Origin of the sequence: Pseudoalteromonas umbrosa (assembly GCF_030125375.1) — a bacterium.
GTDB classification, from domain to species: domain Bacteria; phylum Pseudomonadota; class Gammaproteobacteria; order Enterobacterales; family Alteromonadaceae; genus Pseudoalteromonas; species Pseudoalteromonas umbrosa.
In genome coordinates, this window is the sequence record NZ_JASJUU010000005.1 from 245249 (window position 1) to 271603 (window position 26355).

General features: G+C 43.6%; 20 protein-coding genes. 10 read left to right on the top strand and 10 right to left on the bottom strand.

Annotated features, from left to right (window positions below; translation table 11 throughout):
* Positions 1–181 precede the first annotated feature (181 nt).
* From QNM16_RS18245 to QNM16_RS18290, 10 genes are all read left to right on the top strand, one after another.
* Complete coding sequence (locus QNM16_RS18245; RefSeq protein WP_284021792.1) at positions 182–1540, top strand: sigma-54-dependent transcriptional regulator; 1359 nt, start codon at positions 182–184, stop codon at positions 1538–1540.
* Positions 1524–2822 carry a sensor histidine kinase gene (locus QNM16_RS18250; RefSeq protein WP_284021793.1) on the top strand — a complete coding sequence of 433 codons (1299 nt, stop codon included), beginning with the start codon at positions 1524–1526 and terminating at the stop codon, positions 2820–2822. Before QNM16_RS18245 ends, QNM16_RS18250 begins: the two co-directional genes overlap by 17 nt.
* Before the next feature lie 153 nt (positions 2823–2975).
* Positions 2976–4223, top strand: a complete 1248-nt coding sequence (locus QNM16_RS18255; protein WP_284021794.1) for an HlyD family secretion protein — start codon at positions 2976–2978, stop codon at positions 4221–4223.
* Between the two features lie 35 nt (positions 4224–4258).
* A complete protein-coding gene (locus QNM16_RS18260; RefSeq protein WP_284021795.1) occupies positions 4259–4990 on the top strand; it encodes an ABC transporter ATP-binding protein in 732 nt (243 codons plus the stop codon).
* A 12-nt stretch (positions 4991–5002) separates the two neighbouring features.
* Positions 5003–7441 (top strand): ABC transporter permease, encoded by a 2439-nt coding sequence (locus QNM16_RS18265; RefSeq protein WP_284021796.1) that lies wholly within the window; start codon positions 5003–5005, stop codon positions 7439–7441.
* Between the two features lie 432 nt (positions 7442–7873).
* On the top strand, positions 7874–9280 hold the full coding sequence (gene glnA, locus QNM16_RS18270; protein ID WP_284021797.1) for a glutamate--ammonia ligase: 1407 nt from the start codon (positions 7874–7876) through the stop codon (positions 9278–9280).
* A gap of 247 nt (positions 9281–9527) precedes the next feature.
* Positions 9528–10040: a DUF4124 domain-containing protein gene (locus tag QNM16_RS18275; protein ID WP_284021798.1), complete on the top strand. Its 513-nt coding sequence runs from the start codon at positions 9528–9530 to the stop codon at positions 10038–10040.
* Between the two features lie 103 nt (positions 10041–10143).
* The gene (gene glnL, locus QNM16_RS18280; protein WP_284021799.1) at positions 10144–11208 is read left to right on the top strand and encodes a nitrogen regulation protein NR(II); all 1065 of its coding nucleotides are present in this window, start codon (positions 10144–10146) and stop codon (positions 11206–11208) included.
* An 11-nt stretch (positions 11209–11219) separates the two neighbouring features.
* Positions 11220–12626 carry a nitrogen regulation protein NR(I) gene (gene ntrC / locus QNM16_RS18285; RefSeq protein ID WP_284021800.1) on the top strand — a complete coding sequence of 469 codons (1407 nt, stop codon included), beginning with the start codon at positions 11220–11222 and terminating at the stop codon, positions 12624–12626.
* A 14-nt stretch (positions 12627–12640) separates the two neighbouring features.
* Positions 12641–13099: a Crp/Fnr family transcriptional regulator gene (locus QNM16_RS18290; protein WP_046358425.1), complete on the top strand. Its 459-nt coding sequence runs from the start codon at positions 12641–12643 to the stop codon at positions 13097–13099.
* Between the two features lie 51 nt (positions 13100–13150).
* Here the strand turns inward: QNM16_RS18290 and QNM16_RS18295 are convergent, their stop codons facing one another.
* The 10 genes from QNM16_RS18295 to QNM16_RS18340 form a co-directional block, all read right to left on the bottom strand.
* Complete coding sequence (locus QNM16_RS18295) at positions 13151–13324, bottom strand: hypothetical protein (RefSeq protein WP_237135692.1); 174 nt, start codon at positions 13322–13324, stop codon at positions 13151–13153.
* A gap of 217 nt (positions 13325–13541) precedes the next feature.
* Positions 13542–14777 carry a cysteine desulfurase-like protein gene (locus tag QNM16_RS18300; RefSeq protein WP_284021801.1) on the bottom strand — a complete coding sequence of 412 codons (1236 nt, stop codon included), beginning with the start codon at positions 14775–14777 and terminating at the stop codon, positions 13542–13544.
* Positions 14778–14787: 10 nt separating this feature from the next.
* Positions 14788–15420, bottom strand: a complete 633-nt coding sequence (locus QNM16_RS18305; protein ID WP_284021802.1) for a 2OG-Fe dioxygenase family protein — start codon at positions 15418–15420, stop codon at positions 14788–14790.
* A gap of 288 nt (positions 15421–15708) precedes the next feature.
* On the bottom strand, positions 15709–16686 hold the full coding sequence (locus tag QNM16_RS18310) for a hypothetical protein (RefSeq protein ID WP_284021803.1): 978 nt from the start codon (positions 16684–16686) through the stop codon (positions 15709–15711).
* The gene (locus tag QNM16_RS18315) at positions 16686–17633 is read right to left on the bottom strand and encodes a hypothetical protein (protein WP_063362776.1); all 948 of its coding nucleotides are present in this window, start codon (positions 17631–17633) and stop codon (positions 16686–16688) included. The genes QNM16_RS18310 and QNM16_RS18315 overlap by 1 nt, the downstream gene beginning before the upstream one ends.
* 236 nt (positions 17634–17869) lie before the next feature.
* The gene (gene acnB / locus QNM16_RS18320; RefSeq protein ID WP_284021817.1) at positions 17870–20467 is read right to left on the bottom strand and encodes a bifunctional aconitate hydratase 2/2-methylisocitrate dehydratase; all 2598 of its coding nucleotides are present in this window, start codon (positions 20465–20467) and stop codon (positions 17870–17872) included.
* A gap of 248 nt (positions 20468–20715) precedes the next feature.
* Positions 20716–21774 carry an OmpA family protein gene (locus QNM16_RS18325; RefSeq protein ID WP_237135697.1) on the bottom strand — a complete coding sequence of 353 codons (1059 nt, stop codon included), beginning with the start codon at positions 21772–21774 and terminating at the stop codon, positions 20716–20718.
* Positions 21775–21891: 117 nt separating this feature from the next.
* Positions 21892–23694 (bottom strand): ABC transporter ATP-binding protein, encoded by a 1803-nt coding sequence (locus QNM16_RS18330; RefSeq protein ID WP_284021804.1) that lies wholly within the window; start codon positions 23692–23694, stop codon positions 21892–21894.
* Positions 23695–25125 carry a protein adenylyltransferase SelO gene (locus QNM16_RS18335; RefSeq protein WP_284021805.1) on the bottom strand — a complete coding sequence of 477 codons (1431 nt, stop codon included), beginning with the start codon at positions 25123–25125 and terminating at the stop codon, positions 23695–23697.
* 3 nt (positions 25126–25128) lie between these two features.
* Positions 25129–25818 carry a DNA-3-methyladenine glycosylase I gene (locus tag QNM16_RS18340; protein WP_284021806.1) on the bottom strand — a complete coding sequence of 230 codons (690 nt, stop codon included), beginning with the start codon at positions 25816–25818 and terminating at the stop codon, positions 25129–25131.
* Positions 25819–26355: the final 537 nt, after the last annotated feature.

Below are 26355 nucleotides of genomic sequence, written 5' to 3' on the forward strand. Positions count from 1 at the left end.
GCGTATTATCCCCTAATAATGTGACAGATGAAAGTTTATCCAGAGGATTTTTTTCTTCTTTACTGCAATTTACTACTTAAATCCGCTGATTTTTTGCCTGTTGTTTGTTCCTGTACAAAGTACTAAACTGCGTCACAAGCCCATAGCAAAATGGGCAAAAAGAAAAACAAAGGAACGATATATGAAGTCACAGTCTCTGATTTTGATTGTGGAAGATAACCGGGAGGTGAGACTCGCGGCACGATTTGTACTGGAAGATTTCGGCTATCAAGTCGAAGAAGTCGAAAACCCCGTACAAGCACATGAATTTCTCTCCCATACCCACCCTGCTTTGATCATGCTCGACATGAACTTTGATCTCGACTCTACCTCGGGCGAAGAAGGACTGCGCTTTTTACGCGGACTCAAACGTGACGCCATCGATATTCCAGTGATCGCCATGACTGCGTGGTCGAACACAGATTTAGTGGTGCAAGCCATGCAGCTAGGCGCTGTCGACTTTATTGAAAAACCTTGGCAAAACCAACGTCTTGAACAAGTGATTCAGCAACAGCTGAAAATATCGGGACTACAAAAAAGTAACTCCGCCCTCAGTCAAGCGCTTACACCAAACGGGGATGAACCCATTTGGCAAAGCGCGGCAATGCAGCAATTAATGGCCCAGCTCAGCGCCGTGGCCCAAACGGATGCTAATATCCTCATAACTGGTGAAAACGGCGTAGGGAAAAGCCACATTGCTACTTGGATTCATAACCAGTCTTTGCGAAACACACAACCGTTTATTTCGCTCAATATGGCTGCTATTCCAGAACAGTTATTCGAAAGCGAACTGTTCGGTCATGTTAAAGGCGCATTTACAGATGCCAAAGCTGAGCGTGTAGGCCGCTTTGCATTAGCTGACAAAGGCACCTTATTTTTAGATGAGATAGGCACATTGCCACTTGCGCAGCAAGCCAAGCTGCTACGCGTGCTCGAAACAGGCGAATTTGAAATGGTAGGCTCGAGCAAAACCCTAACCAGTGATGTGCGACTGATCAGCGCAACCAATGCTGAATTTGAGCAACTCATTACCAAAGGTGAATTCCGACAGGACTTATATTACCGTCTTAATACATTCGCGTTTACCATCCCTGCACTGCGAGAACGGGTTGATGATATTGTGCCACTCGCCGAGCACTTTTTGGCAAAACATGGTAATAAGTATAACAAGCTGGATGTCACGATTGGCCCTTGCGCGAAGCAAGCTCTGATACAATACAGCTGGCCCGGTAATACGCGTGAACTAAGCCATTTAATGGAAAGAGCCGTGCTACTTTGCCATACAGGTGTCATTCTCGCCACCGACCTGCACTTGCCAAATGCACAAATCAGCAACGTCATCGACTCGCTCCCTGAGATGACATTAGAACAAGCCGAAAGACATTTAATTGAGCAGGCATTGAGTAAATTTTCGGGCAATAAAAACAAGGCAGCACAGCAGCTAGGGATCACCAAACAAGCACTGTATCGACGGTTAGAAAAATATGCGCTGGAAGAATAATAGCTTAGAAGGCTTTTGGAAAAAACAGTGCCTGCTGCTCATCCTAGTGCAAATCAGTTTACTCACAGTTTGCTGGCATTTTGGTTTTTCTCAGCCACACCCCATTTCCAATGCTGTGACAATTAGTTGTTTAATCACTTGGTTAGGGACAACTATTTGGATATTCAACCATGTAGTCACACAGGTAAAATCCTCTTATTTGCGCAGTACAACCCAGCTTGAGTCTTGCCGACAACAAGACTTTAGCCAACAAGCAAAAGCCCGCTTTACCACAGGTATCATTGGTGAATTCCATCACCAATTAAATCAATTAAGTAATGACTTACTTACAGCAAAAAACAATGAAGACAAAGAGTCAATCTTGCTTTTTCGCCTTGTAAAGCAATTAAACACGCCAATATTGGTGTTTGATGAACGCTTGCAACTGAGCTTCGGCAACCAAGCGTGTACGACGTTATTCAACCAACCTTGGCAAACCTTACGCTTTACCAGTGCTGCACGACTCGGCTTAGGTAACCAGCCTGATTGGCATTTCAAAGATGAAAAGCGCCAACAACGCTGGCAAGTACGCCACAGTAACTTTAATCATAACGGCCATACTTATCACTTGTTGGTGATGACGGATATCCAAATAGCGTTGAGAGAGCAAGAGCTCAAAGCATGGCAGCGATTGATACGGGTTATTAGCCATGAGATCCGCAACTCTCTCACCCCAGTCAGTACCATGTTAGAGAGACTCAGGCATAGGGCAAGCAATGAGCGAGATAGTGCTGCCTTTGATATCATTGTGGAACGCTGTGAGCACCTAGCTGAATTCGTAAAACGCTATGCACAATTACAGCAAAGCGTCACGGTAAAGGCCACAGATCAGCCTTTTTCGCAGCTTTGTATGGAACTGATCGCTTTATATCCTCAGGCAAATTGGCAACTAGAAGGTCAACACCTCACGCTCAATTGCGATGTCACATTACTCAAGCAAGTACTTATCAACCTAACTAAGAATGCATTGGAAGCCTGCTCGGACACACCGCAACTCACATTATCTCTGAAACTCAAAAATCACACTGCGACAATTTGCTTAACAGACAACGGTCATGGACTCATTAACCCCGATAACCTGTTTGTGCCTTTTTATTCAACTAAGGAGCGCGGTGAAGGAATTGGCTTAATGTTATGTCAGCACCTGACAGAGCAAATGAATGGCCAATTGCAATTGGTTAATCGCGCAGATGATAAGCGGGGTGCCAGTGCTGTCATCACATTAGCACAACCCACTCACTAAGCGTCCGAATTTAATAAAGCAAAGTCCGGTTTCGGACCTTGCTTTATCAAGCCAACCTGAGAAAAGAAATAAAATCATTTAAAAACAACAATTTAAAATTTGGCATATGGCTTGCTCAATCCTTTGCATCATTAATAAATAATAAAGATAAATATGGACGTCGCAAAATCAAAAACAGTCACGCCAAAACACTCGCTCAAGAGAAAAATCACGGCTATGGTCGTCTGTGCCTCTGTGCTAGGCGGTGTATTTCATTTCACATCATCATCGAGCTCCACCAGCTTGCAACAAAACAGCTTAATTGTCGCAACAGTTCAGCGAGGTGATCTAGCTATCCAAGTAGATGGATATGGCGTCCTACGCTCCAACCAACAAAAACTGTTAACTGCACAAAGTAGTGCTACGGTCAGTGAAATACTGCTACGTCCAGGTGCGGTTGTGACACCAGATTCTGTGATTTTAAGAATGCAAGATCCCGACCTGAAGCAGTTGATTGAAACAGCACGCATGGCACTTGAAGAACAAGAAGCTAATTTGCGTCGTCAAAAGCTTGCCAACCAAAGAGAGCGCTTGTCAGAAAAAGCCACACAAGCACAATTGGAGAGCGAATATCAATCGTTGGTGCTGCGCCGGCAAGCGCAGCAAGTGCTTCGTGACCAAGGTGTTATCCCAGCCATCGACGTGCAAACTGCAGAGTTGGAGGAGCAACAGCTCGGCGCGCGTACCGAACTACAGCGTCAACGTATTACGCAACTGGCACAATTACACCAAGAAGACATCGAAATATCTCAACAGCAGGTCAACCAAGCTCGCTCAAATTTGGCAAGATTAGAGCAACGCGCTCAGCAACTCGAAGTCACGGCGGGGATCAGCGGCACTATCCAACGCCTCGCGGTTGAGCTTGGTCAAAGCGTGTCGGCAGGACAAGAGTTAGCGCAAGTAGGTAGCAACTCAGACTTACAAGCGTTGATCCGCGTACCGCAATCAAAAGCGGAGCAAATCAAAGTCGGACAACCAGCAACTATCGATACTCGCCGTGAACGCGTTCCCGCTGCCGTTACTCGGATCACGCCACAAGTACAAGATGGCACTATCGAGGTTGAACTGTCGTTTACCGAGGGAGTACCTGAGTCGGCTAGACCAGAATTAAGCGTAGAAGCAGAGATCCTCACAAATCAATTGAGCAACGCTTTATATGTCGAGCGACCAGCGAATAAACAAGCCCATAGCGCAACCGAGCTTTACATCATTGACGGGGATCAAGCTGTAGCAACCACAGTACGATTTGGCGAGGACGCAGGTCGACACTTGCAAATTTTACAAGGTGCGCAAGAAAACCAGCGTGTCATTCTCTCTGATATGACGCAGCACAGTGAGCATAAGGCTATCACGTTACTTTGAACTCAATAACAAGAATTAAAAAAAAGGAATTAGACATGAAAGAAAGCGTATTAACAATGTCAGGCGTGACCAAAGTATTCAGCACCGAAGAAATGGAAACCCATGCATTAAGAGGCATAGATCTCACTATTTATCGCGGAGACTTTGTCTCTATCTGTGGTCCGTCCGGCTGTGGTAAATCGACGTTACTCTCTATTTTAGGGCTGTTAGACATGCCCAGTTCTGGTCAGTACCAAATTGAAGGAGAAGAAGTCAGCCAACTGACGTTGGCGCAGTCGGCATATATTCGCAACGAGAAAATCGGTTTCATATTTCAGTCGTTTAACCTGATTGATGAACTGACGGTCTATGACAATGTCGCACTACCGCTTAGATATCGCAAAGAACCCATGCCAGAAGAGCAGATCAAGCAGGCCGTGGAAGCTTGCCTTGCCAAAGTCGATATGAGCCATCGTGCGAGCCACAAGCCCAACCAACTTTCCGGTGGTCAACAACAGCGCATTGCCATTGCCCGAGCGTTGGTAGGACAGCCGAGCATGCTGCTAGTCGATGAGCCCACGGGTAACCTCGATTCAATCAACGGCGATGCAGTAATGGCCATGTTGCAGCAGCTCAATATCGAAGGCACCACCTTATGTATGGTGACGCACGATCCACGCTACGCCGATATGGCGACTCGGCAGCTCCATTTGCTCGATGGCAAAATCATCGACAGTGAAGAGCATAGCGACCCCAAGCATGCATTTGAAATTCCACTTGCACAGTAAGTAGGTGCCATTATGTTGAAACACAATTTATTAATCGCAATCAAAAGCCTAGCAAGAGTAAAAAGCTATGCACTAACCATCATCATGACCTTGGGTGTCACGCTAGGTGTGATGGTGGCGATGTATAACCTTAATTACCAAATCATCGCAGCGCCACTGCCTTATCCTGATCAGGATCGGCTGTTCTTAGTCCAAGGCCAACTGCTGGCTGACGGTGAAGTGAAGCGTGAAAACTATCTGCCCTTTTTAGGCGCAGTTGAAGCTTATAAAGATAAACATCCAGGTATCGAGACTTTTGCATTACACAATATCAGTATTGATGTTGAGCAAAGCTTACCAAACAGCCCAACCTTCAACACAGGCGCCATCACACCTGAATATATGCAGATCATCGATGCGCCACTGGCATTAGGACGTCACTTTACTAACGAGGAAGGGCTCGACAGCAATCAACCTGTTGCCATTATCTCATACGATGTCTGGCAAACACACTTTGGTGGGAGCAGTGAAGTACTCTACCGCTCTGTGACTTTCAAAGGTATCAGCTTTATCATCGTTGGCGTCACAGCTGAACACTTCGCTGAGCCTGTATTAGCAACCCCCACTTGGCGCACCGATGTGTGGTTTCCATACGACTATCGCGATACCCCAGATCCGCTTTGGACATTTTCCTCAAACCAGGTTCACTTGGTTGGTAAATTGGCCAAAGATGCGGATATAAACCGTACTCAGCTCGCACTCAATAACTGGGTGATGGCACGCTACCCAGCAGCGGTTGCTGATGATCCCACAGTAGCAAATACTGAAGTTAAATGGCGTTTTACCACTTACAAATCACGTATTATTGGCGATGCAGGCAATACCAGTGTCATGATGCTCGCAGGCAGTGTGGTACTGCTGCTTATTGCCCTCAGTAACATTGGCAACCTCGTTTTATCTCGCGCTGTTGAGCAACAACGTGCCTTTGCTATTCAAGCCGCATTAGGTGCGCAACCTCACCACTTATTCAAGCAAGTACTGGTTGAATTATCTTTGCTATTCGCTGCCGCACTCATTGTTGCCACCGGTATCGTGAGCCTTATTTTAGGTTTATTAAAAGCTGGCTATGCAGGCCCACTTGCACGTTTAGATGAACTAAGCCTCAACATGAACACAGTGCTCTTTGCGATTGCCTTAACACTCGTTCTTAATTTTGCACTCGCATGGGTGGTCAGCAAGCAGCTTAATTACAATGCCATTATTGGTGCATTGCAAAGCAGTGGTAAAGGTTCTGGTGTACAAGTGTCTAAACACACACGCCAAGTACTGGTTTCAATGCAGGTATTTTTTTGCATCTCTCTGCTTGTATTATGTGTGAGTATTTTCAAACAAAGCTGGGCACAGCTCACAGCCCCAACGCATATCAATACCGAAAATACCTCACAGATTGCTTTAAACGTTGGCACTTTACTCACTGAAATGTCACCAGAGCAGCGCGCCACACTGGTGCTTGAAGCAACAGAGCGACTTAACCAGCACAGTGACATCGTGCGTGCCGGTGTCGGAAGCTATCCACCTATCTCTTATTGGCTGGAGCAGTTCTCTACATACCAATCACAGTTACAACCAGGTATGGATAAGCCTATCGTGTCACACAAACGCGTCTGGGGAACACGCGCTTATTTTGAAACATTCGGCTTAAGCTTAAAGCAAGGGCGTCATTTTACCGATGCTGAGGCCAGAGATAGAGCCCCCGTGGTGATCATCAATGAATTTATGGCTGAAATGATTAAAGCGTCTGGGCAAGACCCAATTGGTGCAAAGTTATATGGACGCAACTCCAGTGACCCTATCACGGTAGTAGGTATCGTCGGTAATTTGAATTTACCAAACCAACCACCAATTTCTAGAACCTATCGCCCTCGTGTGAATACTGGATACCCTATTGTTGTTGTCGAAACCAAACCAAACGCGCAGCTATCTAGACAAAGTATCAATGATTTACTGGCGCAAGTACATTCACAAATACGCGTCTATGACTTGCAAACCACAGAGCAAATTTTATCCTCGCACCTTAAATCACAGCGCGTTGCCAGTATTTTTACTATCGTGCTTTCAGTGGTTGCGGTGATATTAGCAGGTATTGGTATTTACGGCGTATTTAGCTATGCCATTGCATTACGACGCTATGAGCTAGGCATTAGAATGTCAATTGGTGCAACCCCTGTGGCAATTTTCAAACTGGTACTGACAGAAAATATGCAACCCTTTTTAATCGCAGCCGCTGCGGCCACCTGTGCATTACTTATCGGTTACTTTAGTGCCGCATCTACACCCATCATGCAAATGATGAATATCTGGAGTTGGTTGATACCTGTGGTCCTGATAGCAAGTCTAGTTGTGGGTATCACCTTACTGTCAGCTTGGAGCATTATTCGCCAGCCTGCACAATACGCCTTAAAAGGCGCGTAACCATGTCTCAAACCAGCCGTCAATCAGCATGCAATATCATGATAATTTCCTTCCTGAGATGTTGTATCTGGTTTGTCATGGCGGCTGGTTTATTTATCTTACCCCTGGGTAATATAAATGGACTATGCTTAACCTGTGAGCTCGTATTGCTGTCCAAATCTAGCGATGCGAGCCCCGCATTTTTATACTCGCTTAACGTGCTAGAGTGGTTGGAATAAACCAGCCAATATCCCCTTACACAATCTGCACCACAATGGTGCATAGCGTACTGATGTGGTGCACTAATTTAGGTCAATCGCACCACCCTCAACCATCAAAAACAAAATAAACCATATTTTACAATAAGTTATATTTTTGGCACAGATCACGCTTATAACAGCGCAGTTAAGCAAATTATTGCAGCAAAAAAATAACCCACGAGTCGGAGGACACATGTCACAATCGGTTTTAGATTTTATTAAAGAGAATGAAGTAAAGTTTGTAGATTTACGTTTCACGGACACTAAAGGTAAAGAACAACACGTTTCAATCCCTCATCATCAAGCCGATGAAGACTTCTTTGAAGACGGTAAAATGTTCGATGGTTCTTCGATTGCAGGTTGGAAAGGCATTAACGAATCAGACATGGTATTAATGCCAGATGCAAGTACAGTGAAGCTTGACCCGTTTGCAGAAGAAACAACAATGATCGTGCGTTGTGACGTATTAGAGCCAGCAACAATGCAAGGCTATGAGCGTGACCCACGTTCAGTTGCTAAGCGCGCTGAAGACTACATGCGCTCTACTGGTATCGCCGATACAGTACTGTTCGGTCCAGAGCCAGAGTTCTTCTTATTCGACGATGTTAAATACAAAACAGACATGTCAGGTTCGATGTACTCTATCGATGCAGAAGAGGCATCTTGGAACTCTGACAAGAGCTACGACGATGGCAACACAGGTCACCGTCCTGGCGTAAAAGGCGGTTATTTCCCAGTAGCACCTGTTGATTCTTCACAAGATTGGAGAAGTGCGACGTGTCTAGTACTTGAAGAATTCGGTCAGGTTGTTGAAGCACACCACCATGAAGTAGCAACAGCGGGCCAAAATGAGATCGCAACACGCTTCAATACCATGGTTATCAAAGCGGACGAAATCCAAGAGATGAAGTACGTTATCCACAACATGGCACACCACTATGGTAAAACGGCAACCTTCATGCCTAAGCCAGTTGTTGGCGACAACGGTTCTGGTATGCACTGTCACCAGTCATTAGGTAAAGATGGTCAAAACATCTTCGCAGGTGACAAATACGGCGGTCTATCTGAAGATGCACTTTACTACATCGGCGGTATCATCAAGCACGCTAAAGCAATCAATGCATTTGCAAACGCGTCTACTAACTCGTACAAGCGCCTAGTACCTGGCTTCGAAGCACCTGTTATGCTTGCTTACTCTGCACGTAACCGTTCAGCTTCAATTCGTATTCCAGTAGTACCTTCAGAGAAAGCACGTCGTATCGAAGTACGTTTCCCTGACCCAACGGCGAACCCTTACCTTGCTTTCTCTGCAATGTTAATGGCTGGCCTTGACGGTATTAAAAACAAAATCCACCCTGGTGATGCAATGGATAAAGATCTTTACGATCTACCAGCTGAAGAAGCAGCTGAAATCCCAACTGTTGCAGCATCTCTAGAAGAAGCATTGGCTTCACTTGACGCTGACCGTGAGTTCTTAACACAAGGCGGTGTTTTCACAGATGACCTAATCGATGCATATATTGCGCTTAAGTCTCAAGAAGTTGAAAAACTAAATATGACAACTCACCCAGTTGAATTTGAAATGTACTATAGCGTTTAATTCGCAAATTACTTGTAGTGAATAGAGGTAGTTATCTATCTATGCGCAATATTCACTGCATTTTATAATGTCACTGCGCGCTTAAATCATATGTGTTCTCAAGCCCGCTTTTGCGGGCTTTTTTAATGGCAAAACCGTGCTAAAACCTCTACAGTTAAACGGTGAGTGTTCGCACTGACGCCATAATTGAAAATCTGACAATGATGATGCGCTTTGGCACGATTGAATTGAGTAAAGTGAGGTTGCTGTGAGTCGACTGTGGTTAGTGATAATATTATGCCTAGCAAGCTATACAGCGTTCGCTGACAAAAAAGTATATCGCTGGAAAGACGACAAGGGAAATTGGGTGTATTCGGATACGCCAAAAAAAGGCGCAACTGAAGTTAAAATTAATACCCACTTTTTAACCATGCCAGCAACCGATACTTCAGTACTGGGCAGTGGTACTCAGGATCAATCCAAGCAACAGTACAAAGCGTCAATTATCGCCCCCAATCACAAGCAAACGTTACGAGATAATACCGGTAGTGTGTATGTGAGCGGGCAGATCACTCCAAGATTTGCGAAAGACTTCACTGTACAGCTATTTTTGGATGGTAAACCAACAGGTCCCAAGCAACATACGATCACGTTTGCACTGCGTAATGTCGAGCGTGGTGAACACTCCTTACAACTTATGGTATTTGACTCTAAAGGAAATATCGTTACAAAAAGTGATGAAACGATTTTTTATCTACATAAAGCCAGAGCCAATCAATAACCTTATAAAACAGTACATTTGATTACTCCAACCAATAACAACAGCAAGCACGGTTTTTTTGTGTTAGATTAATATGCACCAACTTGGTGCAAGGCGACCCATAATGGAACACCTCAACTCATCAATACTGCCTGAACTTTGGCAAAATCTGTCAACCTCGATAATTTTACTCGATGAAGACTTTAAAATTCACTATGCCAACAACAGTGCTAGTGAACTCTTAGGACTAGGCCAGAAACGGCTGATTGAGCAGCCGTTTGAAAGTATTTTCCACCACCATTTAATCGACTTAAAAAGGCTTAAACGCTATGTACTTGAAGACGGTATCGACTGCCAACAACATAAGGTAGACGTTGTCTTCATTGATAATCGTGCCAGTACCATCAATTTATTCGCACGTAAGCTCAACCACAACAACCGCCAATATATTCAACTAGAATGCAGGCGCATTGATGAAGAGCTTCGCTTTGATAAAGCCTTCAATCAAGCACATCAATATCAGGCTGCCCGCAACCTCATTCGTGGATTAGCACATGAAATCAAAAACCCTCTCGGAGGTATACGCGGAGCGGCGCAATTATTGCAGTATGAAGTAGACCAACAAGAACGGAATGAATGTGCCCAGTTGATCATAGAACAAGCTGACCGCTTAAGAGAGCTCGTAGATAGACTTTTGGGCCCAAATGAACTACCAAAGCGAACGCTGTGTAATATCCATAAAGTGCTTGAGTCTATATTGAAACTCAGTGCACTAGATACTGAACATAGCATCACTTTGCAAAAGGACTATGATCCGAGTATTCCAGATATTTACGTTGATGAGTCAAAAATACAACAAGTAGTGCTTAATATCGTCAGAAATGCTCAGCAAGCACTCAAAGGTCAAGGCAAGATACGTGTCACCACGCGGATTTGCCACCGAGTGCGGCGCGGCAAGTTAATGTTGAGAAAAGCACTCTTAATAAAAATCGCCGATAATGGGCCAGGTATAGATGAAGCGATAAAAGCGACGCTTTTTTACCCTATGGTCACCAATAAAGAAGGTGGATCTGGACTTGGTTTATCAATCGCACAAACCTTGGTTGAGCAACACAAGGGGTTTATTGAGTGTGACAGTTGGCCGGGACATACCGAGTTTTGTATCTACTTACCCTTTGAAGAAAGTTAGGGAGCAAATTAATGAAAAGTGTGTGGTTAGTCGATGATGATGCCTCAATTCGCTTTGTATTGGAAAAAGCGCTATCGAGAGCTGGCTTTGCAACTGAAAGTTTTGCCAATGGACAAGACGTATTAACAGCTCTTGAATATGGTCAACCTGCCGTTTTAATGTCTGATGTACGTATGCCAGGCATCGATGGCATGGCCTTACTCGAGGAAGTGAATCGATTATACCCATCTTTGCCAGTGATCATCATGACTGCGCACTCTGATCTTGACTCTGCCGTGAATGCATTTCAAAAAGGCGCGTTTGAATACCTTGCAAAGCCGTTTGATTTAGAAGAAGCCACTTCCCTTGTTGATAGAGCTTATCGCGCGGCACAACAAAACGCCAAGAGCAAACCGCAGGATGCAACGGTTGACCAACCAGACATTATTGGCGAGGCGCCTGCCATGCAAGAGGTGTTTAGAGCCATAGGCAAACTCTCTGCGTCGAGTATGAGCGTACTCATCAATGGCGAGTCAGGGACAGGTAAAGAGCTCGTTGCAGGTGCCCTACACAATCACAGCCCTCGCAAAAATAACACTTTCATTGCGCTAAACATGGCTGCTATTCCAAAAGATTTAGTTGAATCTGAACTCTTTGGACACGAAAAAGGCGCATTTACAGGTGCCGATAGCGTGCGCCGAGGACGCTTTGAACAAGCCAATGGCGGTACACTGTTTTTAGACGAGATTGGTGACATGCCGCTCGATGTACAGACGCGTTTACTGCGGGTACTTGCGGACGGTGAATTCTATCGTGTCGGCGGCCACCAAAGTGTCAAAGTTGATGTCAGAATACTTGCTGCGACGCATCAGGATTTAGAAAAGCTGGTCAGTGAAGGAAAATTTAGGGAAGACTTATTTCATCGCCTTAATGTGGTGAGACTAAGGATCCCACCGCTTCGAGAAAGAAGTGTTGATATCGCAAAATTGGCTGAATATTTTCTGGCTAAAAGTGCTAAAGAGCTCAAAGTCCCCAGCAAAGTACTAACAGACAAAGCGTTAGAGCATATGTGTGCTTTTCATTGGCCAGGCAATGTCAGGCAATTAGAAAATACCTGCCGCTGGCTAACCGTCATGGCGCCAGGAGATATGGTTGGCCCACAAGACTTACCGCCAGAGCTTGCACAACCTAGCAATACAGCTAAGCTTGAAGAAAATCAGGACTGGCTTGATGCCTTTCAGCTTTGGTTAGATCAGCAACTGAGACTGGGAGAAGACCATATATGGCCTCAAGTGCAAGCCCAGTTAGAGACGAGACTGATAAAATCTGCACTCGCAGCTTGCCACGGTCACAAACAAGATGCGGCACTAAAAATAGGCTGGGGTCGTAATACATTGACCAGAAAGCTCAAAGAGCGCAATATGCTAGAAAATGACTGAATGATTGGCCAAGCATGAAGCTGTTAGAAAACATCACGACGATAAAACAACTTGAAATAATCAACCGCTTAGACTTTTTTTCTGAGTTCACCCTCGCTGAGCGGCAGGTTTTGTTAGAGTCGTTTAGCCATTTATATTTAATCAGCAAAGACCGCTACGCATTTAAACGTTTTGAGCAAGATAGTCGCTTATACATTATTTTAACTGGCGAACTTCGGATTTTCGCAGAGAAAAGTCATATAGATATCGGCCACGTGGGGCCTGGTGAGTTTGTCGGTGAAGGCGCATTCATATCGAATCGAGAACGCAGCACCAGTGCTCAAGCCATATCAGATACCATCGTATTGGCCATCACTTCTGAAGCACTCACCAAATTACCGGCGGTGATAAGAGAAAAAATCAAAGACAAAATTATTGCTGGCATGAGTGAGCGTATTCACAAGCTCAATCATTTTATCGAAGAAAAACTCTAAGCTGCTCATAATGACTACAGCGCTCACTAAAGCCCTGTAGTCAATAACTGCTTAACAGTTATACATAGAGTTACATGTCCAACCGTTGTAAGAAATACAACCAGGTACATGTGGTGAGCTTGCGTACATACCACCCGCTACATTAGGTGTTTGCTCAGGGTTTAACGCTTTATTGTTAGTAGATAATTTCTTAACCGAACGTTTATTCAATGTAATTTTCATCATTATTTCCTTTTTATGTTGTACTTATTTTTAATAGGGCGACCACGTCCCTGATCAATAAATAACCACCAACTCAGTTTAAAATCAATGATTTCAATCCGTACATTATTTCATTACACACGCTCTGCTAGGTATGACATAGTAAAATGTTTTGCTTAAGCATTGAAATTGTTCGTATCCAACTAAAAAAGGATGCTGACGCATCCTTTTTTAGTTGAATTTAATTGAGCAGTTCTCTGAACAATTCGAACAGCCTATCTAGCTCTTCAATGGTGTTGTAATGCATACAGCCAATGCGCACTACACCGCCTTTGTCCATCACACCTAATTGCTCACACAAACCCTGCGCATAAAAGTTCCCATCCCATACGCACACATGGTGCTGACCTAGAAACTCTGACACTTTGCGTGGTTCTAAACCTTCAAACGTCAAAGCAAATGTCGGAGTACGCTCACTCAGGCGAGATAAGTCGTCAATTCCGAACAGCTTGATCTGTGGAAATTCACCAAGTCGTGTTAAAAAGTGCTGACTCAAAGCCATTTCATGTGCTTTTGAATTCGCAAATGCTTGTTCTAATCTCACTCGTAATGGCTCAGACTCTGGCAAGTCACTCAAAGAGGCAATGTATTCAATCGCAGCGATAACACCAGCCAAACCTTCAAAGCTCTGTGTGCCCGTTTCCCAACGTCCGGGGATCACGTCTTTTGCAGGCTCCACTTTATAAGGTGTAAAACCTTCAAGATGTTCACGTTTACCATAAACAATACCAACATGTGGACCAAAAAACTTATAAGCTGAACACGCTAAGAAGTCGCAATCTAATGCCTGTACATCAATCAGTTCATGCGGTGCAAAATGCACGGCATCGACATATACCAGAGCACCCACTTCGTGTGCCATAGCAATGATCTGCTTAATGTCGTTAATTGAGCCTGTGGTATTTGATGCATACGTCACAGCCACCAGCTTGGTGTTGCTGTTAAGTAACGACGCATAATGATCCAGATCCAGTGTGCAGTCTGATTCATTGATGCGTAAAGCATGCACTTTGGCACCTTTGTCCTCAGCCGCTTGACGCCAAGAAGATACATTTGAATAGTGATCCGCGTTGGTCACAATCACTTCATCTCCAGCTTGCCACTGCCTTGATATTGCGCGACTAAAGCTGAACGTTAAGCTCGTCATATTCGCACCAAAGACAATTTGATCACTACTTGGCGCATTGAGCAGCTGTGCAACTGACTGTCTTGCGCGGCTCATTAGCTCAACCGTTTTATCACTCGAAAAAAACGCACCACCTAGGTTTGAATTAAAATAACCTAGATATGCAGACATTGCACTTAAGACCGACTGCGGTACTTGTGAGCCACCCGGGCCATCTAAAAATATTGGTGAAACACCAGAAACTTCCTGCATTAAAGCGGGAAACTGACGGCGGATTGGCATTAAGTTCATGTGGACCTCTTTATGCTGTAAATACAAAACAATCTAAGTAGCCAACTTGGTCGGCATTGAGTTTATTCATCGGAGTGGCGTTATGCCAAACTTCACGATCATTCACAAGTGCAAATAGGCCATCTTTTATTTCCATCTTAAAACATGGCTCGGCTTCTTTGTGCTCATAAACAAGGAGCTCACCACCAGCAATGTTTTCATGAGACACGCCACATACACATACATGATCAAAGCCATCTTGGTGAATCCCTTCTGGAGCAGGTGGTGTATCGCTCTCTATTGCCAACATTCTAAACTGATGTACTTCAATATCTGCATCGTCTGCAACACCTGTCATTGCTTTAAACTCAGACAGCAGGTGCTTAAAACCATCGCTTTGCAATAACTCAGCTTCTAAGTTTTCATACACGCGTTCCACATTACCTTGAAAGTGGTTAATCGAATCATCTTGTACAAATGCTTTTGTAGGCTGAATAGACACATTACCTTCGGCAAACTTCAATACTGAGTAACGGCGTTTACGAAACGCACCATCAGCATAAGGGTTATCTGGCAAACGCGAAAAAAACGGTTTAACTGAATCAATATGTGATTGTTGAATAAAACGAAGTTGAAGCAAATTCTGGTTGTTTACTGCTGTCATGCTTACTCTTGCCTGTAGATGTAAAATTGGCAGAGATCTTAATCTATTTGGATGGAAATTTTGATTTTGAATAACTTGTTTTTATCAAAAAACAAGGATAAATATACCCAATAAAAATATATGTTAGATTAAAAATGCTAAATGTTTTAATTTTGGTAACTAGCACATCTAAAGTAGAAGGTGTTTTTTTTGCTTAATCACGCACACACAGTGCATGATTATTTATTGCATAAAAGGTGCTAAACCAAAATAAACCGGCCTAACACCTCATCCAAAACGGCAATTAAATTAGAGCTTATCCTTCACCGCAGACAATTGCTCAGCAAAGCTCAAGTGACGTAAATCGCCTAAACCCGCTTTTTCCGTTAAGGCCAATAAGTGACTTTCCAATTCAAGTAGTTGGGCCTCAACTTGATTCTTTTGCAGCGCCTCTTTACGTGCAAGATGCTCTTGATAAAGACTATCTACTCTAAGCAACTGTAATTTAGCTAGACGCACCTTTTCTTCAATCTGCTCATAGTCACGGACGTTATTTCGAATATATACCTTGGCATATTCGCTGGTGTTACTCGCATCTAGCGCAACGCTAGGCAATACCTTAGCCTTTGGCGATGCCGAAATAGTACGCAATTGTGACAAGATCTCACCTAAGTAATAGCGCTCAACGGCACTGACTTCTAATGCCGTTAACTGGGCATTAAAATCAGCTAGCTCTGCTTCAACTTCGGGTTGCTTACCATCAACTAGCATCGCACGATACTTTTTATGGGTCTCATTTAATTTGCGATATCGAATAGGAAAGTGCTCTTGCGCTGCAAATTTATCTAGCACAGCAAAGTGAGAACGAACAGGTTCTAAAACAGATAGAATCAAGTTCTTTGCCGCCTGTGCCCCACCTATTAAAGCCAGCACCTCTTGGCTAAGTTCAATGATCTCACCGCTGACAGTTTGAGAAGAAAAGAACGAGGCACTATCTAGCGCTTCAAATGGCTTCGCTTTTAAATCAGCAAAATTTTCCTCAAGTTCTTGCCATTCTTTTTGCGCTTTTTGAACGCGTACACGGTCATAGTCAATCAATGACTCAGTGTTAGCCAAGTACATTGCCTGCTGTGCTTCCTGATAAGCAGCTTCGGCACGACTATATGCCGCTTGTACTTGTTCATTAGAGGGTGAAGACCCACCTATTGATTGTACTGAATCTAGTGTTTTACACCCCGTTATGTTAAATAACACAGCCCCAAACACTAAGCCAAACTTCATTCGCATTAGTAACTCCATTGTAATCCTGCGGTCAGAGAGACATTAGTATACTCTATTTCAGGGACACGCAAACGTCGACCGTTCACTTCTTCGGTCACAGTATCTCGCTCTTTGTAGTACGCATCGACACCAAACATCACCGCAATATGCTCAACTAGCTGATATCTGACCCCCGTTCTGGCCATTACACCCCAACCATTAAAAGTATCCGTGAGTGTTGTTGTCTCAAATTGGGTGTTCTGAATACGGCTATATACTGGCGTACTTAATTCGCCTTCAATATACCAGCTAAGCTTTTCTTCAGGATGAGTAAGCTTGCTATCGTAACGGGCGCCTAATGTAGCCAACAGTCCCATTTGATCCTCTGTGACTGAAATGACAGGCAGTAGCGAAGCTGGGTTATCTTGTAGAACATCGTCACCATCTTTCGTTTGTCCTGGTAAATCAAAGCGAGGGACTGGATCGCCTTCCTCGCGTGGCAATGCTTTTAGCGCATCATCAAATCGAGTTGCGCCGGGGTTAACAAATTTAAAGTTAGAGCGAGTAAAACTCGAGGTGAATATTTTCATGCCAAATGTAAGCTGTATAGCACGTTGATAATTATATGCGGCGGTAAATGCCAGCTCATTGGCTTTGACCTTAAAATCATTTTGTTGGATAGCACCAAAGTCTTTTAAAGACCATACCTCCTGATCGATTTCCGTCGAGATGGTCGCAGCACTGCCAATATAAAATCCCCAATATTCATCTATACCTGTATACGACAACTGCCTCACCGCAGGGTTAGTAACGGTGATTGACTGAGACAGTTGACCAAAACCAGCGACATCCGATAAGGATTCACTATAGTCGATACTTTCAAATCCTAAACGAACTTCGCTATAAGAAGGTAGAGGTGCTGCTGCAAACGTATAACTACTAAACATCCCCAGTAAGGCAAGAGTATATTTCATGACTTTCCCCGATAATGTTGTTGTCTTGTATCACAAGGCACCACATTACTCTTCCTTGCATACAGGTTATAGAAACAAATTTACACTGACGATTAGACATCAGCGAATGATATAAACATTAGTACAGAGGTCTTTATAGTCAAGGACATAGGTGAGCTTAACAATATTGTTTAGAAGGAATAGGGTTATCAATAAGCGTGAGAAAAAGCTCGTAAATTACGAGCTTTTTTAAGCAATTATACCGCTTGCTGAATGATCACACTGTCTGCTTTCTTTGTATAATGTAACATTTTGTGGAAATTCAAATAACGATAAGTATCCGCAGCTGTCGCGTTAATTTTTGTCGCATATTCTTGATACTCATCCGGTGTCGGCAATCGACCTATGATCGCCGCAACTGCCGCCAATTCTGCAGAGGCCAAAAATACATTTGCCCCTGTTCCTAATCGATTAGGGAAGTTACGGGTTGACGTTGAGACCACCGTCGCCTTATCTGCTACTCTCGCCTGATTACCCATACACAAAGAGCATCCCGGTGTTTCAATACGCGCACCAACTCGACCATAAATGCCATAATACCCTTCATCTGTAAGCTGATCTTTGTCCATTTTGGTCGGTGGCGCTATCCACATGCGCGTAGGCAACTGGCCACTAAAGTTATCAAGTAATTTACCAGCTGCACGGAAGTGGCCAATATTGGTCATACAAGAGCCTATGAAGACCTCATTGATCTCCTCGTTTTGTACGGTAGACAGCAAACGTGCATCATCTGGATCATTCGGCGCACATAAAATTGGCTCTTTAATGTCGTTTAAATCAATCTCAAGTACATGGGCGTATTCAGCATCACTATCTGCAGCCATAAGCTGCGGATGTTCGAGCCATTCCTGCATTTTTGCAATCCGGCGCTCTATTGTACGCACCTCTCCATAGCCCTCTGAGATCATCCACTTCAACATCACAATATTGGAATTCAAATACTCTTCAACAGAGGATTGTGACAGCTTTACGGTACACCCAGCCGCAGACCGCTCGGCTGACGCATCTGACAACTCAAAGGCTTGCTCAACCGTTAAATGCTCAACCCCTTCAATTTCAAGAATGCGGCCTGAAAACTCATTTACTTTGCCTTTTTTCTCAACGGTGAGTAGCCCTTGCTTAATCGCGTAAAACGGGATGGCATGCACTAAATCTCGCAATGTGATCCCTGCTTGCATCTCACCTTTAAAACGTACGAGCACAGACTCTGGCATGTCCAAAGGCATAACACCTGTCGCAGCGGCGAAGGCAACTGCACCAGAGCCAGCCGGAAAAGAAATCCCTAATGGGAAACGGGTATGTGAATCACCGCCAGTCCCCACCGTGTCAGGTAAAAGCATACGGTTGATCCAAGAGTGGATCACACCATCGCCTGGTCGCAACGACACCCCGCCACGATTCATCATAAAATCCGGCAAAGTATGATGGGTATTTACATCAATGGGCTTTGGATAAGCGGAGGTATGACAAAAAGATTGCATGGTTAAATCCGCTGAAAAACCAAGGCAGGCTAAATCTTTCAGCTCATCTCGGGTCATCGGCCCAGTAGTGTCTTGCGAGCCAACAGTAGTCATTGTCGGCTCACAATATTGGCCAGGTCTAACACCAGTAACACCACAAGCTTTACCCACCATTTTTTGTGCTAGCGTATAGCCTTTGCCAGTATCATCTGCTTGTGCTGGTTTTTTAAAAATAGTTTCAGCGTCTAGACCAAGTGACGCTCGCGCTTTGTCTGTTAGGCCTCGACCAATGATAAGTGGAATGCGTCCACCGGCTTGAACCTCGTCTAAAATAACATCCGATTTTAAAGTGAAATGCGAGAGCACCTCGTCAGTACCAAAGCGCTTAACTACCCCTTGATAAGGATAAATGTCAATTTGATCGCCCATGTTGAGCTTTTCAACAGGTAGCTCTATCGGTAGTGCACCAGAATCTTCCATCGTATTAAAGAAAATGGGGGCAATTTTTCCACCTAAGCACACACCGCCTACCCGTTTATTCGGAACATAAGGAATGTCTTCTCCCATAAACCAAAGTACTGAATTAGTCGCTGACTTTCTCGAAGATCCGGTACCAACCACATCACCGACATACGCCAAGGGCAGGCCTTTGCTTTTCAATGATTCTAATTGCGCAACAGGGCCTATTTCACCATTTTTATTTGGAGATATACCATCTCGTGCAAGCTTCAACATAGCTAATGCATGTAACGGAATATCTGGACGAGACCAAGCATCAGGCGCAGGTGACAGATCATCAGTATTAGTCTCACCCGTCACTTTAAATACCGTGACAGAGATTTTCTCAGGAACCGCAGTTTTTTGTGTAAACCATTCTGCCTGTGCCCATGACTCAAGTACTTGCTGCGCAAATGCATTACCATCCTTTGCTTTTTCCTCTACATCATAAAATGCATCAAACATTAATAAAGTATGTGATAACCCTTGAACAGCAATAGGAGCAAGCTCTGGTTCATCTAGCAACTCGATCATGGGCGCAATGTTATAGCCACCTAGCATAGTGCCCAACAGTTCAACAGCATAGGCTTTAGATATTAGCGGTGATATTGCCTCCCCTTTTGCTAACGCAGCCAAAAAACTCGCCTTGATATAGGCAGCATCATCCACTCCAGGTGGCACACGATTGACCAATAAGTCTAAAAGGAAGGCTTCTTCACCTATCGGTGGTGCTTTTATTAACTCAATTAAATCTGCGGTTTGCTGTGCGTCCAACGGCTTAGGTACTATCCCTTTTGCCGCACGCTCTTCAACATGATTTCGGTACTCTTGAAGCACGGTGATATCCTCTTGGTGACGTGTTTTAATAAGCATTTTAGTAGTTTTGTTTATGACTGCTTATCTTTTAATCTAGCCACTTGATTATAAGAGCTTTTTGCCAATATGAAAATCTTGCAAGTTGTGACAGCGAAAGATACTCGATATCAATGTCATGAATGGAGAGGTAAGGGAGAAATTACAGATTTAATGGTTATATATACAATAATGGCTGAACAACGCTTGTCATTCAGCCATATAAAGAGGAATTACCTCTTCACTTTTACTCTTTCCACCGAAATGACCTTCGCTTCAACACGGCGGTTAGCTGTATGTGCTTCTTGAGTATTACGGTTATCCATTAAGCGCTCTTCACCATAACCTACGGTTGAAATACGTGATTGCGCAATGCCTTTTTCGACCAACTGCGCCGCTACGGCATCAGCGCGCTTTTTAGATAGCCACATATTGTAGTCGGCTTTACCTAGACTTGAAGTATGGCCTTCTAGTACAACCGTTGTTTCAGGGTGTGCACGTAAAAACTCTACAACTGAGTTGATATCATCTAAATACTGCTGAGATACTTGAGAGTTGTTATTCGGGAAGCGAACTAACAAGCTCACCGTGACTTCTTTATTTTCATATAAGCTACAACCAGCAGCATCGACTGCATCACTCATAGGTGTATTAGCACATCTATCTTTACTATCTAATACGCCATCGCCATCGCTGTCTTTAGGCTTTTCAACCACAACTGGCTGAGGTGCTGGTTGCGGTGCAGGCTCAACTTTTTTCGGACTACTTGACGCTTTACCAAACATATAGTTGATACCAAGCTTTGCACCCACATCGGTATAGCTGCGCTCTAAGCCTTGATAAATTGCAGTTTCAAAATTAGCGGCCAAGTTATCAGTGAAATGATGACGATAACCTACACCTGCATTAGCAAATAAGTTGCTATCAAAAATATCTATCGATTTAAGACCTGCCAATGCATAAAAAGGGCCGCCATTAAAGTGGTAAAGACCATCGATACCAAGACGGTCACCATCTTGAGAACCGACACCGGCACCCTCTAAATCAAAATCCATATCAGCATATTCGATGCGCGCACTCCAATACTTGTTAAACCTGTAGCCAAGTTCTGCACCCCATCCAGTGGAGTCATCAATGCCGACTCCACCATTGCCAACACCTCTGATATTCTCCCAATCTGCGTTGTAGTAATCTCCAAACACACCTAGGTATACACCCTCTTCAACTTCTTTCGCATGTAAAGACGTTGCTGCTGCCATTGCCACAATTACGCTTAGCATTTTAAGTTTCATCGCTGTTTCCCTCTAAAATCCAGACTTATTAAATTTGATAGCAAGATAATAGTAGTCGATGTCTTAATAATTACTTAACACTAAATAAGTATTTTTAGTTAATAATTAAAGCTGAGCCTAGCCTTGATGACCAAATAAAACTTGGTATAAACCATCTTCTTCAACTAATGTACGATGATCGCCTGATTGAGTGACGTAGCCGTCATCTAGCACGTAAATAATATCAGCTTGACGGATTGCGCTAAGCCGATGGGCAATGATCAAAGTCGTGCGTCCACTCAAAAATTGATTGAGATTTTTATGGATACGCGCTTCTGTTTCCACATCGAGCGCCGAAGTCGCCTCATCCAAAATCACCATTTTAGGATCTGCTGCAACCATACGTGCAATCGCTAGCCTCTGCTTTTGGCCACCCGATAGTTTGACACCATTACGGCCAACAATGGCATCCAGCTTTCCGTCCATTTCTTTAACATTATCTGCCAATTCTGCAATTTCCAAAGCATGCCAAAGCTGCTCATCAGTGCATGGCTTACCTAAGCTTAAATTTTCTCTGATACTCGAGTTGAACAAGATAGGCTGCTGTAACACAGTCACTGCGTTTTCTCTGATGAGGTCATAACCTATGTCTTCAGCTGCAATACCATTAATCAGGATGTCTCCTGTGGATTTCTCATAAAGCCCTAATAAAAGCTGTACAAGGGTCGACTTTCCACCGCCAGAGACAGCAACCAAGGCCACTTTTTTCCCCTTAGGAATATGCATGCTGACATCGTGTAAAATAGGCTGACCTTCATTGTATTCAAAACTCACCTGTTTAAACTCAATGCCAATTTTATCTGCTTCGAATACTTGCTGAGCTGATTCTGTACGTGCATCATTCGATGTTTCCGTCTCAAAGTCCAGCACTTGGTTTAGCCTCTGTAGCGCCGCAGAGGCACTGTAATAAGAGTACTGGATACTGAGAATTTCCTGGACGGGTCCCATCATGAACCACAAATAACCAAACACAGCAAAAATCTGACCAACAGAAAGGCCTGAAAACACCACCATTAACATCGCAATGGCACGAAATACCTCAAACCCGAGTAAAAACACTGTGAAACTCAAACGATTAACGGCATCTGTTTTCCATTGTGATTGGACAGAGTGATACCGCAAATCTTTTGCCGCAGTGAGTACATTGTCAAAATACCCGTGTTCACGGCGCATGGCTTTAAGCTGGGCAATAGCATCAAGAGTTTCAACTAATGCTGTTTGAAAAGCTTCAAATGCATTGTTTTTTTCTTTTGTTAAATGTTTAACCTGTTTGCCAAATTGTCTCGAGAAATAAATCACAGCAGGGTTTAGCGTCAAAATAATTAACCCGAGTGTAAAGTCGATCCATAGCAATACAATCGCCGTTCCAATGATAGTCAGCAGTCCAATTAAAAAGCGCGACATTGTTTGACTAATAAAACCGTCTAGTGTCTCTATGTCAGTTACACATCGCGAACTAATCGCTGCACCACCTTGTGTTTCAAACTCTTTAAGTCTCACCTGAGATAAGTGACCAAGTAAGCGTTGGCGGATATTCAGCGAAACATCCTTACCAATAATGGTGAACTGGCGAGACTGAGCAACCCCTAATAATAAAGCCCCTATACGCATTAGCATAACAGCCGCTAAAATGGCAAGTATGTAGCCTGTTGCTCCATGCCACTCTGTAGGTAGAAAGCCATTCATAAATTCAACAGCAACACCTGGCTTTGCTAGCAGCACCTCATCAACTAATAAGGGCATCATCAAGGGAATAGGTACACTGACCAGCGCCGCTAACAGTGCAATGATATGAGCGTAGACCAGGGGCTTTTTATGTTTGAGCACCTGCCTCTGAATTTCTTTCCAAGTTAATGGCCCTGTCATCTCTGGATTCTGCATTTAAGTACCACAAAAAGTTTGGTAATGAGTTGAGTTCGTTTGCGATTGCAGCCATTTGTCTGGATAAGAAGTGTATTCATATGGGGAGCTCAACGCAGCTAGCCACTCAGTTAATAATTCGCTTTTGCCCTTTTGATAAAAATCATTGATCACTTCCTCTACTAAATCATTACGAGGAATGATTGCCGGATTATGTCGCATCATCATTGCGGCAACTTCACCATCGTTAAACTGCGCAGTACTTGCTTGCCACTTGACAACCCACTCTTGCAATTCACTGGGGATCGGAAATTGCGCTTGCAGCTTATGTAACTTAGCAGCAGTAAATGATGCAAAAGTATTTGTATAATCAAGCTGATGCTTTGTCATCAGTTCAAGTAACTCCGTGACTAAATCTTGATCACCCTTTTGGGCTTGAAGTAAACCCAACTTATTACGCCATAGCTGTTGATAGCCTTGATTAAAGCGTTCAGAAAAGCCAACTAACATAGCAGAGAATCTCTCAATTGCAGGTTGCTCTTCTGCGAATAAGAGAAGAAGTGATTCGGCTAATCGACCACAATTCCAACTTGCCATATTAGGCTGTTGGCCAAAGGCATACCGGCCTTGTCTATCGATTGAGCTAAATACACGATTAAATGAAAATGACTCCATCATAGCGCATGGGCCGTAGTCAATTGTTTCACCGTTCACTAGGGTGTTATCGGTATTCATCACTCCATGAACAAAGCCTACCTGTAACCACTTAAGCATCAAGTCGCATTGCGCATCACATACGTATTGGAAAAAGGTAAAAATATTATCGTCACGATTTTCACTCACCTCTAATCCCATGTCTCTCATTGTGCTTTCAAGCAACTTGAGCATGGCATCCTCATCTTGCTGTAAAGCCAGATATTGAAATGACCCAACTCTAATATGACTCTTAGCAATTCTTGCAACGACAGCACCAGGTAAAGTCCCTTGGCGGTAAACAGTTTGTCCCGTTGAAAGTACAGCGAGACACTGAGTCGATGGGACGCCAAGAGCCGTTAAAGCGTGACTCATGACAAACTCTCTGACCGCTGGCCCCATTGCACATAGGCCATCACCGCCACGAGAGAAAACGGTGGTACCAGAGCCTTTTAGCTGCAGATCGATTACATCGCCGTTCGGCGCTGTAAAAGAGCCGATCAAATGAGCTCGGCCATCACCTAAAGTAGGATTAAATTGACCAAATTGGTGACCTGAGTATGCTAAGCATACACTGTGAGAGTCAGGTAAAGGCTGCTGACCAGATAAATATAATGATGCGGTATCATCATCCCAATTCAAACCGAGCTCACTGTTAAGTGAGGTATTAAATAGGGCTAAAGTTGCGTTATCAAAAACGTTTGGTGCTGCAGGAACAGCAAATTGCTCACCAATAACGGCATATCTTGAATAAAACATAATTTAAGTACTCTGAATTGCATTATCACCAATACTAAAAGCAATAAGTTGGCTAAGTGCTGTTAATGACATGCCACTTGCATGTTGAAGTTCATTAAAGTGTTGTTGTGCTGCTTTTAGTGATTTCAACGATTGTAGTCCGCCATCAATGACACCATTTGCGCGTAAATAAGTCTCCACGTCTTTTGTCATTAAAAAAGTATCTTTTCCGAGTGCACGTAGAGCAAACGGGCCTGTATTGCCACCTAAGCGATTACCTCGTTTTTTAAGCAGTAGCCACAGATTAATGATATCTTCGCTAGGCCAATTTGCTATCAGCTTACTAAAAGATCCATGCTCTTGTTGCAGTTCATAAATCATATGGCAATTAATAGCGATACTTTGTACTTTCTTAAAGTTACGAATAATACGTTCATCTTGAGCACGCTGTTCATACATTTCAGGAGACATATAAAGTAATTTATCAACGGAAAAATCCCAGAAAACCTCTCTAAATCCTTCCCACTTAGCATTGACAACCGACCAATAAAAACCAGATTGAAAGATTTTTCTAGTAAACTCTTCTAACCATAAATCATCGCTGTACGTACTAAGTACACTTTTTTCAAGTGGCTCATTCAACAAAACACGTAAGTTGGCCTCACCACCTTTACGTTCACATGCTCTATCGTAAATATCATTAAATCGAGACAATGGTGCTCCGCAATCACATTAATTCAAATATCATTATTAATAATAGTCTCACAAATTGTCTCTACTAAACACACTCAAGATATAGGGACATTTAGTGATATGAGTAAGATATGATTTTCATAGGTAGACAATATAATTATCGTGCAAAAGATTAGTGACAGCGAACGAAGTGAGTACGCTCTTTTTGCGCAAGGTGATTAACGTGCAAAATGCAACGACAGCGAGCGGAGCGAGTACGTTCAATTTGCGCAAGGTGAAATGAGCCGTTTTAACCGCTGCCAAGGGACTATATTTAAAAAGAGTAAAGGGCAAAACCTTTGAAGGTTGCTCCCCTTCACTTTACGCTTATCGTGAAAAAGGTTAGCGACAGCGAACGCAGTGAGTACGCTCTTTTTGCGCAAGGTGAAATGAGCCGTTTTAATCGCTGCTAAGGGACTTAAACGCAAAAAAGCCCGACTCTTTCGAATCGGGCTTTCTTTTATTTGGCGCTTGGCAATGTCCTACTTTCACATGGGAAACCCCACACTATCATCGGCG

Coding starts and splice junctions, on each gene's coding strand:
- QNM16_RS18330 (WP_284021804.1), bottom strand. CDS start 23,694: ATGCAGAATCCAGAGATGACAGGGCCATTAACTTGGAAAGAAATTCAG.
- ntrC (WP_284021800.1), top strand. CDS start 11,220: ATGAAAAGTGTGTGGTTAGTCGATGATGATGCCTCAATTCGCTTTGTA.
- QNM16_RS18255 (WP_284021794.1), top strand. CDS start 2,976: ATGGACGTCGCAAAATCAAAAACAGTCACGCCAAAACACTCGCTCAAG.
- QNM16_RS18315 (WP_063362776.1), bottom strand. CDS start 17,633: ATGAAATATACTCTTGCCTTACTGGGGATGTTTAGTAGTTATACGTTT.
- QNM16_RS18290 (WP_046358425.1), top strand. CDS start 12,641: ATGAAGCTGTTAGAAAACATCACGACGATAAAACAACTTGAAATAATC.
- QNM16_RS18245 (WP_284021792.1), top strand. CDS start 182: ATGAAGTCACAGTCTCTGATTTTGATTGTGGAAGATAACCGGGAGGTG.
- QNM16_RS18250 (WP_284021793.1), top strand. CDS start 1,524: ATGCGCTGGAAGAATAATAGCTTAGAAGGCTTTTGGAAAAAACAGTGC.
- QNM16_RS18265 (WP_284021796.1), top strand. CDS start 5,003: ATGTTGAAACACAATTTATTAATCGCAATCAAAAGCCTAGCAAGAGTA.
- QNM16_RS18300 (WP_284021801.1), bottom strand. CDS start 14,777: ATGAACTTAATGCCAATCCGCCGTCAGTTTCCCGCTTTAATGCAGGAA.
- glnA (WP_284021797.1), top strand. CDS start 7,874: ATGTCACAATCGGTTTTAGATTTTATTAAAGAGAATGAAGTAAAGTTT.
- QNM16_RS18310 (WP_284021803.1), bottom strand. CDS start 16,686: ATGCGAATGAAGTTTGGCTTAGTGTTTGGGGCTGTGTTATTTAACATA.
- QNM16_RS18295 (WP_237135692.1), bottom strand. CDS start 13,324: ATGATGAAAATTACATTGAATAAACGTTCGGTTAAGAAATTATCTACT.
- QNM16_RS18260 (WP_284021795.1), top strand. CDS start 4,259: ATGAAAGAAAGCGTATTAACAATGTCAGGCGTGACCAAAGTATTCAGC.
- QNM16_RS18335 (WP_284021805.1), bottom strand. CDS start 25,125: ATGTTTTATTCAAGATATGCCGTTATTGGTGAGCAATTTGCTGTTCCT.
- QNM16_RS18325 (WP_237135697.1), bottom strand. CDS start 21,774: ATGAAACTTAAAATGCTAAGCGTAATTGTGGCAATGGCAGCAGCAACG.
- QNM16_RS18305 (WP_284021802.1), bottom strand. CDS start 15,420: ATGACAGCAGTAAACAACCAGAATTTGCTTCAACTTCGTTTTATTCAA.
- glnL (WP_284021799.1), top strand. CDS start 10,144: ATGGAACACCTCAACTCATCAATACTGCCTGAACTTTGGCAAAATCTG.